Annotated in this window: 5 protein-coding genes; 4 read left to right on the forward strand and 1 reads right to left on the reverse strand. The window is 70.6% G+C overall.

Annotation, left to right across the window (positions count from 1 at the left end):
• The first annotated feature begins 2 nt into the window (after nucleotides 1-2).
• The 4 genes from GA0074694_RS21380 (at nucleotide 3) to GA0074694_RS21395 (ending at nucleotide 3,850) form a co-directional block, all read left to right on the forward strand.
• The gene (locus GA0074694_RS21380) at nucleotides 3-1,307 is read left to right on the forward strand and encodes an aminotransferase class III-fold pyridoxal phosphate-dependent enzyme (RefSeq protein WP_245714833.1); all 1,305 of its coding nucleotides are present in this window, start codon (nucleotides 3-5) and stop codon (nucleotides 1,305-1,307) included.
• Nucleotides 1,304-2,326, forward strand: coding sequence for an SDR family oxidoreductase (locus tag GA0074694_RS21385; RefSeq protein ID WP_091461177.1), 1,023 nt, complete (start codon nucleotides 1,304-1,306; stop codon nucleotides 2,324-2,326). Before GA0074694_RS21380 ends, GA0074694_RS21385 begins: the two co-directional genes overlap by 4 nt.
• A 33-nt stretch (nucleotides 2,327-2,359) precedes the next feature.
• Nucleotides 2,360-2,830, forward strand: a complete 471-nt coding sequence (locus GA0074694_RS21390; protein WP_091461179.1) for a type II toxin-antitoxin system RatA family toxin — start codon at nucleotides 2,360-2,362, stop codon at nucleotides 2,828-2,830.
• A 93-nt stretch (nucleotides 2,831-2,923) separates the two neighbouring features.
• Nucleotides 2,924-3,850: a hypothetical protein gene (locus tag GA0074694_RS21395; RefSeq protein WP_141714233.1), complete on the forward strand. Its 927-nt coding sequence runs from the start codon at nucleotides 2,924-2,926 to the stop codon at nucleotides 3,848-3,850.
• Between the two features lie 12 nt (nucleotides 3,851-3,862).
• Here the strand turns inward: GA0074694_RS21395 and GA0074694_RS21400 are convergent, their stop codons facing one another.
• The gene (locus tag GA0074694_RS21400) at nucleotides 3,863-17,194 is read right to left on the reverse strand and encodes a hypothetical protein (protein ID WP_141714234.1); all 13,332 of its coding nucleotides are present in this window, start codon (nucleotides 17,192-17,194) and stop codon (nucleotides 3,863-3,865) included.
• Nucleotides 17,195-17,278 lie beyond the last annotated feature (84 nt).

Here is a 17,278-nt window from a genome sequence, read left to right on the forward strand (position 1 = left end):
CGGTGGTGCTCGGGGGTGAGCCAGGTCCAACGCCTGCGACCGGCATCTACATCAGCGGGGCCAGCCGTTCGTGCACCCAGGCCAACCTGACCGCGACCTGGGTGGCCAACCAGATCAACCGCGGCTGGCACCTGATCCCGATCGAACTCGACAACCAGGCGCCGTGCGGCACCCGTACGCCCAAGATGTCGTACGACCCGGCCACCGGCCGATCCCAGGGGGCGACCCGGGCGACCAGCGCGGCGATCGCGGCCACGTCGCTGGGCATCCCCGCCGGCAGCGTCATCTACAACGACATCGAGCACTACCCCTCGACCGAGTCGTGCAGGGCGGCGAACGCACCCGCCGTGGCCGGGCGAGGCGGTCAGCGTGCTTCCAGCTCCACCTCGGGCGCGGAGGCGGTGGAGACCGCGATCAAGATCGCCCGAGTGAACGGGCGGCACCGGCTGGTTTCCATGCACAGTGGATACCACGGCAAGACGACCGGTGCGTTGTCGCTCACCGCGCGGTCGCTCTACCAGGATCCCTTCCGTCCACTGCTGCCCGACGTGGCCCACGTACGCTTCGGTGACCTGGACGAACTGGCCGCCGTCGTCGACCGGGACGTCTGCGTGGTCGTGGAGCCGGTGCAGAGCGAGGGTGGGGTGGTCATCCCGGAGCCCGGCTACCTCAAGGCGGTCGAGGCGCTGTGCCGTGACCGGGGCGCGATGCTCGTCCTCGACGAGGTGATGACCGGACTCGGTCGGCTCGGAACCTGGTGGGGCGCGGACCGTGACGGGGTGCGGCCGGACATCCTGCTGGTCGGCAAGGCCCTCAGTGGAGGTCTGGTGCCGGTCGCGGCGACCCTGGCCACCGCGGCGGCCTTCGCGCCGCTCGACAAGGACCCCTACCTTCACACGTCCACCTTCTCGGCGGCACCCATCACGATGGCCGCGGTCCGGGCGACGGTCGAGGTGATCCGGGACGAGGGACTGGTCGACCGCGCGGGCGCACTGGGCGCACGGCTGCTGGCGGCGTTGACCGAGGCGACGGGCGTGATCGGCCACCTGGTGGCCGAGGTCCGTGGGGTCGGCCTCCTCATCGGCGTCGAGTTCCGGGCCGGTCACCACGCCGCCGAGTTCCTGATGGACCTGCTCGACAACCACGTGGTGGTCAACCACTCGATGAACGCGCACCCGGTGCTCCGGCTGACCCCGCCGGCGACCATGACGGCGGACGAGGAGGCCCGGCTGATCGCCTCGTTCACGCGGGCCTGCGCCGCGCTGGCGGCCCGCTTCCCCGCCACGACGACCGGTCCCACGGCATGACGAAACGTACCGTCCTGGTCACCGGCGCCAGCGGCGTCGTGGGTACCGCCGTCCTGGCCGAGTTGGGCGGGTACGACGTGATCGCCGGGGTGTTCCGGCGCCTGCCGGCCGGCTCGGACCGCGCGGTCCGGCTGGACCTGCACGCCCCCTCGTTGGGGCTCGACCCGCGCGCGTACCGCGAGTTGTGCGCGGAGGTCGACGTGGTCATCCACTCGGCCGCCATCGTCAACTTCTCCGCCGACCAGGCCGAGGTCGACCGGCTCAACATCGAGGGCCTGGGCCGGGTGATCGAGTTCGCCGCCGAGGCGGACGCCGTCCTGGTCCACGTCAGCACCGCCTACGTGTCCCGCCACGGCCAGACCGGTGGCGGCGGCCGGCTGGGCACGGAGAAGGTGGCCGCCCGGACGGACGAGTACGTGACGTCGAAGTACCTCGGCGAGCGGATGGTCCGCGACAGCGGCATCGACGCGGTGATCGTCCGCCCGGCGATCGTCATGGGTGACTCCCGCACCGGCGTCATCCGGCAGAAGCAGGGGGTGCACCTGCTCGCCGAGTACCTGCTGACCGGGAAGCTGCCCTTCATCCCGGCGCACCCCGGCACGTTCTTCGACCTGGTACCGCAGGACATGGTCGCCCGGGGGATCCGCGCGGTGCTCGACGCCGACCTGCGCGCCGGGGAGTTCTGGCTGACCGCGGGGCCGGCCGGCATGCCGGTGGAGCGCTACCTCGACCTGGTGACGGAGGTCGGCCGCGAGCGCGGCATCGACATGCCGACGCCACGGTTGGCCGACCCGTCCATCGTGGACCGGTTGGTGCGGCCGGCGTTCGCGGACGTCCTCGCTCCCGAGGACCTGGCCCGGTTGGACGGCGTGGTGGCGGTCTGCGGGCTGGTGATCATCCCCGAGCTGCTGCCCACCTCCTTCGGGACGATCCCCTGCGGACCGGCCGCGATGACCGCCACCGAGGTCGAGGACGCGTGGCGGGTTTCCCTGCACCATCTTGTCCAGGGGTTGACGTGACGATCGTCGACCTGAGCTGAGGAGGCCACCCATATGGAGTGCTCGGTCGTCGTGCACGCTCTGCTGCCCGGGGCGGACGCCAAGGAGTCGTTCGACCGGCTGGCCGACTTCGCCGCCTACCCGAACTTCACCGACACCGTACGGACGGTCGGGGTGACCCAGGTTAGTCCGACCGAGGTGACGTCGACCTGGGAGGTGAACTTCCGCAAGGGGATCCTGGTCTGGACCGAACGCGACGAGATCGACCCCGTCGAGCGCCGGATCACCTTCGACCAGCTGAGCGGCGACTTCGCGACGTTCACCGGCTCGTGGCTGGTCGTCGAGGTCGACGACGACGTGCGGGTGGAGTTCGCGTCCCGGTTCGACCTCGGCATCGCCTCCCTGGCCAGCCTGATCGACCCGGTCGCGTGCGCGGCGCTGCGGGACGCGGTCCGGGACATCCTGCTCGGGTTGTTCGGCGCCGGCATCGAGGTCCGCGCGGTGGAGGCCGCGCCGCTGGGCTGATCCCGTACACCGGTGTCGCGACCCCGACAGTCAGCGGGGCGGCGTCGGCCGTCGGCACGGTCACCCGTTGTCCGGGTCCTGTCACACTCGGCCTTGACGTCGGCACGTGACGAGGGGCTGGCCGCGATGTCCAGGACAGAGAAGCGCCGGAAGATCGCCGTCACGGCCAGCGGTGCGTTGATCGCCGCGATTCTGGGGGCGGCGACCCAGGAGTTGCTCGACACCAGGCTGCGGTTGGCCGCAGCCGTCGTCGTCGTGGTGTCCCTGGGCACGATCGCCTCGATCGCCGCACTCATGGCGCTGGTCGAGTCGCGGAGCACCGCGGACGCGGAACTCGTCACCGAGATGCGCACCGCGACCGCCGACCATGAACGTCTCACCCGGTCCCTCGGCAACGAGATCCGGACGCTGTCCCAGCACATCGGCATCCGGGTCGACACGATGATGCTGAGCGAGCTGAACAGGGCGACTTCCGTCGAGGACCGCACCGTCCAGCTCATGCTCACGGCGACGAGGGAGATCCGGGTCCTGGACCTGCTCCTCGAGGAGGGGCAGTGGCCCAACGACGCGATCCTCCAGTCGCACCAGGACAACGCGTTCGACGCGTTCGTGGAGATGCTCCGGCACCGGGTGCGGCCGGTGGCGTACAAGCGCGTCATCCAGGTGTCGGACCCGGCGAACTCGCTGCGGCGGGCCAGGACCGGCCGGTTGCTCAAGCACTGCCGCGGCATCCTGGCACTCCAGCAGGAGAAGGGGCACCGGGCGTCCCTGCGGGTCACCCGCCGACGGTTCCCGTTCAAGTTCATCCTGATCGACGACACCGGCCTGGTCCTGCAACTAAGCCGTCTACGCGACCTAACCGACAACGACAGGGCACGAATCTCCGCCAACCCCGGCATCCACACCTACCAACGAGCGGGACCGAGCACGCTGGGCATCGGATCAGCACACCTCATCAGCAAGATCCACCAATTCGCAAGCGGGATCATCCCGAGGGCTCGTCCACGGATCGAGGCTTGACTCCCACCGGCCTCAGTCCCTTGACACATGCCGCCGGGGCTGACCCGGATCGCTCACCCGGTACCGCGCCGCCACGCTGCCGTGAGCTTTCTGGACCCGCTGCAGCAGACCACGGCCGCGCAGTAATGCCGCGATGCGGAGATGCACCGTCGGCTGCTTTGCGGCTGTCGCCTTGGCGAGGTCTGGCTCGCCGGCGGTGATGGTTCCGTTGTTGTCCATCCGGTCGATCAGGGCGTGCCACAACTGCCGCAGTTGGTCTCGCTGCGGTGTGGTGGTGGCGATGTGGTCGGCGTGTTGGTCGAACAGGGCCCGGGCCTCGTCCGGGTTGTGCACCCACCGGCTGCCCTCGGGAGGGGCGGGCAGCGGTGCTTGCCGGGGCCGGCCCGGGTCGGTCATCCCGTACCGCGCCGCCCCGCCACGGTGTGCTTCCTGGACCCGCTGCAGCAGACCACGGTCGCGCAATACCCCGATCCGGCGACGCACCGTCTGCTGCAGTGTGGCTGTCGCCGTGGCGAGGTCTGACTCGCTGGCGGTGATGGTTCCGTTGTCGTCCATCCGGTCGATCAGGGCGTGCCACAACTGCCGCAGTTGGTCTCGCTGCGCTGTGGTGGTGGCGATGTGGTCGGCGTGTTGGTCGAACAGGGCCCGGGCCTCGTCCGGGTCGCGCACCCACCGGCTGCCCTCGGGAGGGGCGGGCAGCGGTGCTTGCCGGGGCTGACCCGGGTCGGTCACTTCGTACCGCGCCGCCCCGTGACCGTGTGTTTCCTGGACCCGCTGCAGCAGACCACGGTCGCGCAATACCCCGATCCGGCGATGCACCGTCTGCTGCGGTGTGGCTGTCGCCGTGGCGAGGTCTGACTCGGTGGCGGTGATGGTTCCGTTGTTGTCCATCCGGTTGATCAGGGCGTGCCACAGCTGCCGCAGTTGGTCTCGCTGCGCTGTGGTGGTGGCGATGTGGTTGGCGTGCAGGTCGATCAGGGCCCGGGCCTCGTCCGGGTGGCGTACTTGTCGGCTGCTGGCGGTGGGTTGGTGTTGGTCGGGGTGCAGTGGGGTGGGTGTGGTGGGTGGCTCGTCGGTGGGGTGGTGAGGGCTGTCGCCGGTGTGGATGGTGCCGGCGTCGGTGTGGGGCACCGCTGGGGGTGGCGTGAGGGATGGTTGCCAGTCCATGTCCGGCCCCTGCCCGATGGCCCAGTCGCCGAGGTTCCCGCCGTCGCCGGCCTGATCGTCGATGCTGGGCTGGCCGGGGTGGGTGGAGATCGCCGCACCGTGCTCGTCGGTCACATCCATGCCGGGATCCGGCTCCGCCGGTTCTGCCCGCCCCGTCGGCCGGGACGTTGTGGTGGCGATGTGGTTGGCGTGTTGGTCGATCAGGGCCCGGGCCTCGTCCGGGTGGCGTACTTGTCGGCTGCTGGCGGTGGGTTGGTGTTGGTCGGGGTGCAGTGGGGTGGGTGTGGTGGGTGGCGCGTCGGTGGGGTGGTGGGGGGTGTCGTCGGTGTGGATGGTGCCGGCGTCGGTGTGGGGCACCGCTGGGGGTGGCGTGAGGGGTGGTTGCCAGTCCATGTCCGGCCCCTGCCCGATGGCCCAGTCGCCGAGGTTTCCGCCGTCGCCGGCCTGATCGTCGATGCTGGGCTGGCCGGGGTGGGTGGAGATCGCCGCACCGTGCTCGTCGGTCACATCCATGCCGGGATCCGGCTCCGCCGGTTCTGCCCGCCCCGTCGGCCGGGACGTTGTGGTGGCGATGTGGTTGGCGTGTTGGTCGATCAGGGCCCGGGCCTCGTCCGGGTGGCGTACTTGTCGGCTGCTGGCGGTGGGTTGGTGTTGGTCGGGGTGCAGTGGGGTGGGTGTGGTGGGTGGCGCGTCGGTGGGGTGGTGGGGGGTGTCGTCGGTGTGGATGGTGCCGGCGTCGGTGTGGGGCACCGCTGGGGGTGGCGTGAGGGGTGGTTGCCAGTCCATGTCCGGCCCCTGCCCGATGGCCCAGTCGCCGAGGTTCCCGCCGTCGTCGGCCCAGTCGTCGAGGTTCCTGCTGCCGTCGTCGGCCTGATCGTCGATGCTGGGCTGGCCGGGGTCGGTGGAGATCGCCGCATCGTGCTCGTGGGTCACATCCATGCCGGGAACCGGCTCGGGCGTCGGCGATTGAGGTGCCGGATTCTGCGTGCCTGGTCCGGGCGGGATCGACTGAGTCCCGGGGGACTGGCTGGGCTGGTCGCCGTTGGGTTGCGGCCACGATGTCGGGCGGGGCGGGGTCTGCGGCCGGGGCGGATGCATCGGTTGCGGTTCGGGGTCGGGTTCCGTGCCCACGGCCTCAAGCAGGTAGAGCAGGTCGGCCGGGTCCATATCGAGTAAATCGGCTGGGTCCATCTCGTGGGTGGCCCAGTCGTCGAGGTTGTCGCTGCCCTCGTCGGCCTGATCGTCGATGCTGGGCTGGCCGGGGTCGGTGGAGATCGCCGCACCGTGCTCGTCGGTCACATCCATGCCGGGAACCAGCCACCCCGGTTCCGTCCACTCCATCGGCTCCGCCGGTTCTGCCCACCCTGTCGGCCAGGCCGGCGTGGTGGGGGCGTCCGGGTCGTCCCACGGCCCGGGCAGCTGTGGCAGGCTCGTGCCCGTCGGCGAGGCGGGTGCCGGCCCGGGTATCGGCGCCGTAGCTTCGTGGTCCAGCCAGGTCAGGTCTTCACTACCCTGTGGGCGGTGCGGTCCGAGGGCAGGGCCGGGCACCGGTGCTTGCCGGGGCCGGCCCGGGTCGCTCACTCCGTACCGCGCCGCCCCGCCACGGTGTGTTTCCTGGACCCGCTGCAGCAGACCACGGTCGCGCAATACCCCGATCCGGCGATGCACCGTCTGCAGCTGTATGGCTGTCGCCGTGGCGAGGTCTGACTCGGTGGCGGTGATGGTTCCGTTGTCGTCCATCCGGTTGATCAGGGCGTGCCACAACTGCCGCAGTTGGTCTCGCTGCGCTGTGGTGGTGGCGATGTGGTTGGCGTGTTGGTCGAACAGGGCCCGGGCCTCGTCCGGGTTGTGCACCCACCGGCTGCCCTCGGGAGGGGCGGGCAGCGGTGCTTGCCGGGGCCGGCCCGGGTCGGTCATCCCGTACCGCGCCGCCCCGTGACCGTGTGCTTCCTGGACCAGCTGCAGCAGACCACGGTCGCGCAATACCCCGATCCGGCGATGCACCGTCCGCCGCGGTGTGGCTGTCGCCGTGGCGAGGTCTGACTCGCTGGCGGTGATGGTTCCGTTGTCGTCCATCCGGTTGATCAGGGCGTGCCACAACTGCCGCAGTTGGTCTCGCTGCGCTGTGGTGGTGGCGATGTGGTTGGCGTGTTGGTCGAACAGGGCCCGGGCCTCGTCCGGGTTGTGCACCCACCGGCTGCCCTCGGGAGGGGCGGGCAGCGGTGTTTGCCGGGGCCGGCCCGGGTCGGTCACTTCGTACCGCGCCGCCCCGCGACCGTGTGCTTCCTGGACCAGCTGCAGCAGACCACGGTCGCGCAATACCCCGATCCGGCGACGCACCGTCCGCCGCGGTGTGGCTGTCGCCGTGGCGAGGTCTGACTCGGTGGCGGTGATGGTTCCGTTGTCGTCCATCCGGTTGATCAGGGCGTGCCACAACTGCCGCAGTTGGTCTCGCTGCGCTGTGCTGGTGGCGATGTGGTTGGCGTGCAGGTCGATCAGGGCCCGGGCCTCGTCCGGGTGGCGTACTTGTCGGCTGCTGGCGGTGGGTTGGGGTTGGTCGGGGTGCAGTGGGGTGGGTGTGGTGGGTGGCGCGTCGGTGGGGTGGTGGGGGGTGTCGCCGGTGTGGATGGTGCCGGCGTCGGTGTGGGGCACCGCTGGGGGTGGCGTGAGGGGTGGTTGCCAGTCCATGTCCGGCCCCTGCCCGATGGCCCAGTCGCCGAGGTTTCCGCCGTCGTCGGCCCAGTCGTCGAGGTTTCCGCCGCCGTCGGCCCAGTCGTCGAGGTTCCTGCTGCCGTCGTCGGCCTGATCGTCGATGCTGGGCTGGCCGGGGTGGGTGGACATCGCCGCACCGTGCTCGTCGGTCACATCCATGCCGGGATCCGGCTCCGCCGGTTCCGCCCACCCCGCCGGTTCCGCCCACCCCGCCGGTTCCGCCCACCCCGCTGGCGGGGTGGGTGCCGGATCGGGCGTCGGCGATTGAGGTGCCGGATTCTGCATGCCTGGTCCGGGCGGGATCGACTGAGTCCCGGGGGACTGGCTGGGCTGGTCGCCGTTGGGTTGCGGCCACGATGTCGGGCGGGGCGGGGTCTGCGGCCGGGGCGGATGCATCGGTTGCGGTTCGGGGTCGGGTTCCGTGCCCACGGCCTCGAGCAGGTAGAGCAGATCGGCCGGGGCCACATCGAGTAAATCGGCTGGGTCCATCTCGTGGGTGGCCCAGTCGTCGAGGTTGTCGCTGCCCTCGCCGGCCTGATTGCTGGGCTGGCCGGGGTCGGTGGAGATCGCCGCATCGTGCTCGTGGGTCACACCCGTGCCGGGAACCGGCCACCCCGGTTCCGCCCACCCCATCGGCTCCGCCGGTTCTGCCCACCCTGTCGGCCAGGCCGGCGTGGTGGGGGCGTCCGGGTCGTCCCACGGCCCGGGTATCGGCGCCGTAGCTCCGTGGTCCAGCCAGGACAGATTTCCACCCTGTGGGCGGTGCGGTCCGAGGGCAGGGCCCGGCACCGGTGCTTGCCGGGGCCGGCCCGGGTCGGTCATCCCGTACCGCGCCGCCCCGTGACCGTGTGCTTCCTGGACCAGCTGCAGCAGACCACGGTCGCGCAATACCCCGATCCGGCGATGCACCGTCTGCAGCTGTATGGCTGTCGCCGTGGCGAGGTCTGACTCGCTGGCGGTGATGGTTCCGTTGTCGTCCATCCGGTCGATCAGGGCGTGCCACAACTGCCGCAGCTGGTCTCGCTGCGCTGTGGTGGTGGCGATGTGGTTGGCGTGCAGGTCGATCAGGGCCCGGGCCTCGTCCGGGTTGTGCACCCACCGGCTGCCCTCGGGAGGGGCGGGCAGCGGTGTTTGCTGGGGCCGGCCCGGGTCGGTCATCCCGTACCGCGCCGCCCCGTGACCGTGTGTTTCCTGGACCAGCTGCAGTAGACCACGGTCGCGCAATACCCCGATCCGGCGACGCACCGTCCGCCGCGTTGTGGCTGTCGCCGTGGCGAGGTCTGACTCGCTGGCGGTGATGGTTCCGTTGTCGTCCATCCGGTCGATCAGGGCGTGCCACAACTGCCGCAGCTGGTCTCGCTGCGCTGTGGTGGTGGCGATGTGGTCGGCGTGCAGGTCGAACAGGGCCCGGGCCTCGTCCGGGTTGTGCACCCACCGGCTGCCCTCGGGAGGGGCGGGCAGCGGTGCTTGCCGGGGCCGGCCCGGATCGGTCATCCCGTACCGCGCCGCCCCGCCACGGTGTGTTTCCTGGACCCGCTGCAGCAGACCACGGTCGCGCAATACCCCGATCCGGCGATGCACCGTCTGCAGCTGTATGGCTGTCGCCTTGGCGAGGTCTGACTCGCTGGCGGTGATGGTTCCGTTGTTGTCCATCCGGTTGATCAGGGCGTGCCACAGCTGCCGCAGTTGGTCTCGCTGCGCTGTGGTGGTGGCGATGTGGTTGGCGTGTTGGTCGAACAGGGCCCGGGCCTCGTCCGGGTTGTGCACCCACCGGCTGCCCTCGGGAGGGGCGGGCAGCGGTGTTTGCTGGGGCCGGCCCGGATCGGTCACTGCGTACCGCGCCGCCCCGCCACGGTGTGTTTCCTGGACCCGCTGCAGCAGACCACGGTCGCGCAATACCCCGATCCGGTCATGCACCGTCTGCTGCGGTGTGGCTGTCGCCTTGGCGAGGTCTGACTCGCTGGCGGTGATGGTTCCGTTGTCGTCCATCCGGTCGATCAGGGCGTGCCACAGCTGCCGCAGTTGGTCTCGCTGCGCTGTGGTGGTGGCGATGTGGTTGGCGTGTTGGTCGAACAGGGCCCGGGCCTCGTCCGGGTTGTGCACCCACCGGCTGCCCTCGGGAGGGGCGGGCAGCGGTGTTTGCTGGGGCCGGCCCGGATCGGTCACTGCGTACCGCGCCGCCCCGCCACGGTGTGTTTCCTGGACCCGCTGCAGCAGACCACGGTCGCGCAATACCCCGATCCGGCGATGCACCGTCTGCTGCGGTGTGGCTGTCGCCTTGGCGAGGTCTGACTCGCTGGCGGTGATGGTTCCGTTGTCGTCCATCCGGTCGATCAGGGCGTGCCACAGCTGCCGCAGTTGGTCTCGCTGCGCTGTGGTGGTGGCGATGTGGTTGGCGTGCAGGTCGAACAGGGCCCGGGCCTCGTCCGGGTGGCGTACTTGTCGGCTGCTGGCGGTGGGTTGGGGTTGGTCGGGGTGCAGTGGGGTGGGTGTGGTGGGTGGCTCGTCGGTGGGGTGGTGGGGGGTGTCGTCGGTGTGGATGGTGCCGGCGTCGGTGTGGGTCACCGCTGGGGGTGGCGTGAGGGGTGGTTGCCAGTCCATGTTCGGCCCCTGCCCGATGGCCCAGTCGTCGAGGTTCCTGCTGCCGTCGTCGGCCTGATCGTCGATGCTGGGCTGGCCGAAGTCGGTGGACATCGCCGCACCGTGCTCGTCGGTCACACCCGTGCCGGGAACCAGCCATCCCGGTTCCGCCCACTCTGCCCACCCTGTCGGCCAGGCCGGCGTGGTGGGGGCGTCCGGGTCGTCCCACGGCCCGGGCAGCTGTGGCAGGTCCGTGTCCGTCGGCGAGGCGGGTGCCGGCCCGGGTATCGGCGCCGTAGCTTCGTGGTCCAGCCAGGACAGATCTTCACTACCCTGTGGGCGGTGCGGTCCGAGGGCAGGGCCCGGCACCGGTGTTTGCTGGGGCCGGCCCGGATCGGTCATCCCGTACCGCGCCGCCCCGCCACGGTGTGTTTCCTGGACCCGCTGCAGCAGACCACGGTCGCGCAATACCCCGATCCGGCGATGCACCGTCTGCAGCTGTATGGCTGTCGCCGTGGCGAGGTCTGACTCGGTGGCGGTGATGGTTCCGTTGTTGTCCATCCGGTTGATCAGGGCGTGCCACAGCTGCCGCAGTTGGTCTCGCTGCGCTGTGGTGGTGGCGATGTGGTTGGCGTGTTGGTCGAACAGGGCCCGGGCCTCGTCCGGGTTGTGCACCCACCGGCTGCCCTCGGGAGGGGCGGGCAGCGGTGTTTGCCGGGGCCGGCCCGGGTCGGTCATCCCGTACCGCGCCGCCCCGCGACCGTGTGTTTCCTGGACCAGCTGCAGCAGACCACGGTCGCGCAATACCCCGATCCGGCGATGCACCGTCTGCTGCAGTGTGGCTGTCGCCTTGGCGAGGTCTGACTCGCTGGCGGTGATGGTTCCGTTGTTGTCCATCCGGTTGATCAGGGCGTGCCACAGCTGCCGCAGTTGGTCTCGCTGCGCTGTGGTGGTGGCGATGTGGTTGGCGTGTTGGTCGAACAGGGCCCGGGCCTCGTCCGGGTTGTGCACCCACCGGCTGCCCTCGGGAGGGGCGGGCAGCGGTGTTTGCTGGGGCCGGCCCGGATCGGTCACTGCGTACCGCGCCGCCCCGCCACGGTGTGTTTCCTGGACCCGCTGCAGCAGACCACGGTCGCGCAATACCCCGATCCGGCGATGCACCGTCTGCTGCGGTGTGGCTGTCGCCTTGGCGAGGTCTGACTCGCTGGCGGTGATGGTTCCGTTGTCGTCCATCCGGTCGATCAGGGCGTGCCACAGCTGCCGCAGTTGGTCTCGCTGCGCTGTGGTGGTGGCGATGTGGTTGGCGTGTTGGTCGAACAGGGCCCGGGCCTCGTCCGGGTTGTGCACCCACCGGCTGCCCTCGGGAGGGGCGGGCAGCGGTGTTTGCTGGGGCCGGCCCGGATCGGTCACTGCGTACCGCGCCGCCCCGCCACGGTGTGTTTCCTGGACCCGCTGCAGCAGACCACGGTCGCGCAATACCCCGATCCGGCGATGCACCGTCTGCAGCTGTATGGCTGTCGCCGTGGCGAGGTCTGACTCGCTGGCGGTGATGGTTCCGTTGTCGTCCATCCGGTCGATCAGGGCGTGCCACAACTGCCGCAGCTGGTCTCGCTGCGCTGTGCTGGTGGCGATGTGGTTGGCGTGCAGGTCGAACAGGGCCCGGGCCTCGTCCGGGTGGCGTACTTGTCGGCTGCTGGCGGTGGGTTGGGGTTGGTCGGGGTGCAGTGGGGTGGGTGTGGTGGGTGGCTCGTCGGTGGGGTGGTGAGGGCTGTCGCCGGTGTGGATGGTGCCGGCGTCGGTGTGGGGCACCGCTGGGGGTGGCGTGAGGGATGGTTGCCAGTCCATGTCCGGCCCCTGCCCGATGGCCCAGTCGCCGAGGATCCTGCTGCCGTCGGCCCAGTCGTCGAGGTTCCTGCTGCCGTCGTCGGCCTGATCGTCGATGCTGGGCTGGCCGAAGTCGGTGGACATCGCCGCACCGTGCTCGTCGGTCACACCCGTGCCGGGAACCAGCCATCCCGGTTCCGCCCACTCTGCCCACCCTGTCGGCCAGGCCGGCGTGGTGGGGGCGTCCGGGTCGTCCCACGGCCCGGGCAGCTGTGGCAGGTCCGTGTCCGTCGGCGAGGCGGGTGCCGGCCCGGGTATCGGCGCCGTAGCTCCGTGGTCCAGCCAGGACAGATTTCCACCCTGTGGGCGGTGCGGTCCGAGGGCAGGGCCCGGCACCGGTGCTTGCCGGGGCCGGCCCGGATCGGTCATCCCGTACCGCGGCGCCCCGCGACCGTGTGCTTCCTGGACCCGCTGCAGCAGACCACGGTCGCGCAATACCCCGATCCGGCGATGCACCGTCTGCAGCTGTATGGCTGTCGCCTTGGCGAGGTCTGACTCGCTGGCGGTGATGGTTCCGTTGTTGTCCATCCGGTTGATCAGGGCGTGCCACAACTGCCGCAGTTGGTCTCGCTGCGCTGTGGTGGTGGCGATGTGGTTGGCGTGTTGGTCGAACAGGGCCCGGGCCTCGTCCGGGTTGTGCACCCACCGGCTGCCCTCGGGAGGGGCGGGCAGCGGTGTTTGCTGGGGCCGGCCCGGGTCGGTCACTTCGTACCGCGCCGCCCCGCGACCGTGTGCTTCCTGGACCCGCTGCAGCAGACCACGGTCGCGCAATACCCCGATCCGGTCATGCACCGTCCGCTGCGGTGTGGCTGTCGCCTTGGCGAGGTCTGACTCGCTGGCGGTGATGGTTCCGTTGTCGTCCATCCGGTCGATCAGGGCGTGCCACAACTGCCGCAGTTGGTCTCGCTGCGCTGTGCTGGTGGCGATGTGGTTGGCGTGCAGGTCGAACAGGGCCCGGGCCTCGTCCGGGTGGCGTACTTGTCGGCTGCTGGCGGTGGGTTGGGGTTGGTCGGGGTGCAGTGGGGTGGGTGTGGCGGGTGGCTCGTCGGTGGGGTGGTGAGGGCTGTCGCCGGTGTGGATGGTGCCGGCGTCGGTGTGGGTCACCGCTGGGGGTGGCGTGAGGGATGGTTGCCAGTCCATGTCCGGCCCCTGCCCGATGGCCCAGTCGCCGAGGTTCCCGCCGTCGCCGGCCCAGTCGTCGAAGTTCCTGCTGCCGTCGTCGGCCTGATCGTCGATGCTGGGCTGGCCGAAGTCGGTGGACATCGCCGCACCGTGCTCGTCGGTCACATCCATGCCGGGAACCAGCCACCCCGGTTCCGCCCACCCTGCTGGTTCCGCCCACTCTGCCCACCCTGTCGGCCAGGCCGGCGTGGTGGGGGCGTCCGGGTCGTCCCACGGCCCGGGCAGCTGTGGCAGGCTCGTGCCCGTCGGCGAGGCGGGTGCCGGCCCGGGTATCGGTAACGTGTTCCCGTCGTTCAGCCAGGACAGGTCCTCACCGGGTGGGTGGTCCGCTTCTAGGGCAGGGTGTGGCAGCGGCGACTGGGCTGCTGGGTTCCGTGTCGGGTCCCACATCCACTGGGTAGCGGACACCGGGGCGGGGCTGGACGGGTCGGGGCCTTCCGCTGGGTCGGGGGACGGCCTGCCTGAGGTGTTGCCGGCCCACCGGTGCCGGCCGCCAGCGGCGGCGAAGTCTTGTTGATCCGGCCAGCGCACGCCGGGTTCCTGACCGTTCTGCACGATGTCCGCGGTCCGTACCGCCTCCACCAGGTCCGGCCCGAACAACTCCACGGGAGCGTCCGAGAACAACACCGACCGCGCCGGCTCGTTGATGTGTGGCCGTAACTCGCCGGGTATCTGGTCCACCTGGTGTGTGGAGGACATCAGGCGTCGGGCACGTAGCCGGGGGCGCAGCCATTCACCGAAGGAGGTGGCCTGTCCCGGTGCCTGCCATGCCGCGTCGCACCAGACCAGCATGATGTCGGGTGCGTCGCCGCCGCGCTGCCGCGCCTGCGCGACGGCGTGTTGCCAGGCGGGCGAGGCGGTGAGCATCCGGAGGAACAAGGCCTGACGTACGGGATCGTCGGCCAGCCGCTCGGCCAGGTTCCGGTGCCCGGCGATGGTGAACCATCCCTGCACCCGCGGCAGCGCCTGCGCCGCTGTGCGGTCCGCCGCCGCGTCCGGATCCGCCGCTGCCGGGTCTGCGAAGTGCACCCCGCTGAACGTGTCCGCCATGACGATGTCCCTGGATGCCTCGAACAGTTGGGGCAGGACCCCGTCCGGCGACGTCGTCTGGATACCGAGGTCCGCGGCGAGCCGGTGCAGCTGAACCTCGCTGGCATGGCCGTGGCCACCACTGGCGAGATCATGAATTCGTTGCGCGGCCGGCCCGGTGGCCGCGACGGCCGGCGCACCGAGACCCCCAGAGCCGGCACCGACCGGTTCGTTTCGCACCGACACCCCACTGATCGAACCCGTGTCCCTGAAACCGCTGGAATCCGTGTTCCTGGAGCCGGGATCGGGGCTGAACACCGCACCGCTCGCGGCAGACACGTCACTGACCGGCGTCGTGTCATCGGCGCTGACGACGTCGGCGATCGACATGCCACCGACACGGGAACCGGCGCCGCCCGGCAGCGGACCGCGGGCCCCGACCACATCCACCGTCCCGGACATCGCGCTGCCACCGGCCGACGCGAGCACCTGGTGATACCCGTGCAGCCACTCCCGCTGAAACGAGGCGACCAGCGCCGCATGACCGGCCGGATCGACACCGTAACGGCGGGCCAACACGGTGAACTGAGCCTGCGCCAGACCGGCCGCCACCGCGGTGTGCCGCTCGGACATCACCGGCACCATCGGCCCGCCGACACCCCCGCCTTCTCCGCCATCGACGGTAACCACACCAGCAGCCACTGCGGTGACACCAGGAACAGCCGCCGCCGAGAAACGAGCGGGCAGATCGGCAACCACCTGCCGGACCACCCTCGCCACCGCACTGACCTGCCCAGCGTCCGGACCAGCCACCACAGCCGGCAGCACGGCAGAGACACCAAGGACCGCATCAACCCCCCGCTCCACCTGACTCCACACACCGCCCTCGACCGCCCCGAACACGCCAGCCGACCACACCCCCGACACATCCGCGCCTGCCGGCGTGTGTGTGTCTGCCGGGGTGTGTGTGTCTGTGGGTCGGCCGGTGGTGAGGTACTGGTCGATGTGGTGCTGGACGGCCAGGTGCACGACCGAACGCAACGCCTGCCGGTCGAACTCCGCCGGCAGCGCGGCGATCACCTGCTCCGGCCGTACCAGGGCTGGGATTTGCCCGCCGGTGGTGACCGATTGCGCGAGAGTCTCGGTGATGCGGGCGACGGCCTGGTCCCGGACACCGAACAGGTACTGCTCGGTGAGCGCGGTGGCGGGTAGGCCGATCCGGGACAGGAAAGCGGGAACGGTTGGGTCGTTCTGCCGGGCGTCGGCCCACTCGGTGAAGACCTGCTCGACCGGCACGGGAAGCGCGGCCAGGAACTGCCGCGCCTGCCCCGTCCCGGCCAGCAGCCCACCGTACTGGTCCACCAGTTCCCGCTGGAACCGCTGCCACTGCTCCACCACCGGCGCACCGGCGGCCACGACCCACTCCGGCACCGGTACCACCGGCACCGTCGGCGCAGCCGGCACGGGCACGTCCGGCACCGACCACGACGGCACCGGCAGGTCCGGCACCGACCACGACGGCACCGGCAGGTCCGGCACCGACCACGACGGCACGGACAGGTCCGGCGGCGACCACGCCGGCACCGGCGGCACCGGCTCAGGCGCCACTGGCGCCGGTGCCGACAGCGACGGTGCCGACACCAGCGGGACAGGCACCGGCGCCGGCCCGCCGGAGCCCGCACCGGCCGGATCGCCGACCTCCGGCTGATACGCCGACGGGTCCGCAGTGACCGGGATGGGCGGCGGCACCGGCGCCACCGGCCTACCGTCGGCGGTGAACCCGGTGCCACCGGGCATGTTCCACCGGGGCCGGGTCGGGTTGAACCCCAAACCGACCGCGCCACGACGCGCACCCATCCCGGCCGCCGTCCCGGCCAACTCACCCGACCCCGACAACGCCCCGGAAAGCGCGTCCGGCCCGACACTGCCCGTGTCGTAGTACCCGTCGACCATCAAGCCGGCGGCGGCACCGCCGACCACCTCCATGCCGACTTCCGACACCGGCACCATCATCAGACTGGTCAACAGGTCACGCGTGGAACCCGACACCCCGAGGTGCGCCAGACCACCACCCACGGCACCGGCGAACCGGCCCAACGCCGGCCCGGCCGCCGTGGTGACACCCGCCACCGCCAACCCGTACAACGCCTGCTTGCCGACCTGCGCCCAGTCGACCCCCGGCATCAGACCATCAGCCAGCATGCTGATCTGCGCCAACAACGACGACCCCGGCATGAACAACATCTGGATCGCCGTGCTGCTCGCCGCCGACCGCACCATCGACGACCGCAGGATCGTCTGGATGATCGTCCGGGTCTTCACGATGTGCGCCGCCGCCTCCACCGGCAGGAAGAACGCCATCGCGAACGCGACCGCCAACTCCGTCATCATGAAGATGAACATGACCAGCGCCTGACGATCCGTCAGCTCCATCTGGTTCAGGAAGCCCCGCATCGCCTGGGCCGCGTTCACCTTCAGATCGGCGACCCCGTCCAACAACTCCACGAACGGAGCCGTCTGCGCCACGAACCGGTCGAAGACCTCACCCTCCCCCGCCGCCCGAACCGCCTTGATCGCCTGGATCAGCTCCGGAACCAACAGGGTCCGCACCCGATCCGCCAGCACCTCCAACGCGTTCAGGTCGTACGCCAACATCGGCAGATTCGACCGGTGCAACCGCATCCCGGTGAAATTTTCCAGGGCCTGCTTCGACGACTCAGGGAGCCCAACGGAGGGAACGGGGGCCTCACCCACCACCAACGCCCCCTCCCCACCCCCGACCAGGGGCACTCACCACGAACCACCCCACAACCTCAGACCACCACCCCACCCCCGACCACCCCTCTCACCCGGACCAGCCCCACACACCACCGC

It is taken from the genome of Micromonospora inyonensis (assembly GCF_900091415.1).
Taxonomy (GTDB): Bacteria; Actinomycetota; Actinomycetes; order Mycobacteriales; family Micromonosporaceae; genus Micromonospora; species Micromonospora inyonensis.

What these genes read in the sequence shown, in the direction of transcription:
- GA0074694_RS21390 (WP_091461179.1), top strand. Translation starts at nt 2,360, where the DNA reads ATGGAGTGCTCGGTCGTCGTGCACGCTCTGCTGCCCGGGGCGGACGCC.
- GA0074694_RS21385 (WP_091461177.1), top strand. Translation starts at nt 1,304, where the DNA reads ATGACGAAACGTACCGTCCTGGTCACCGGCGCCAGCGGCGTCGTGGGT.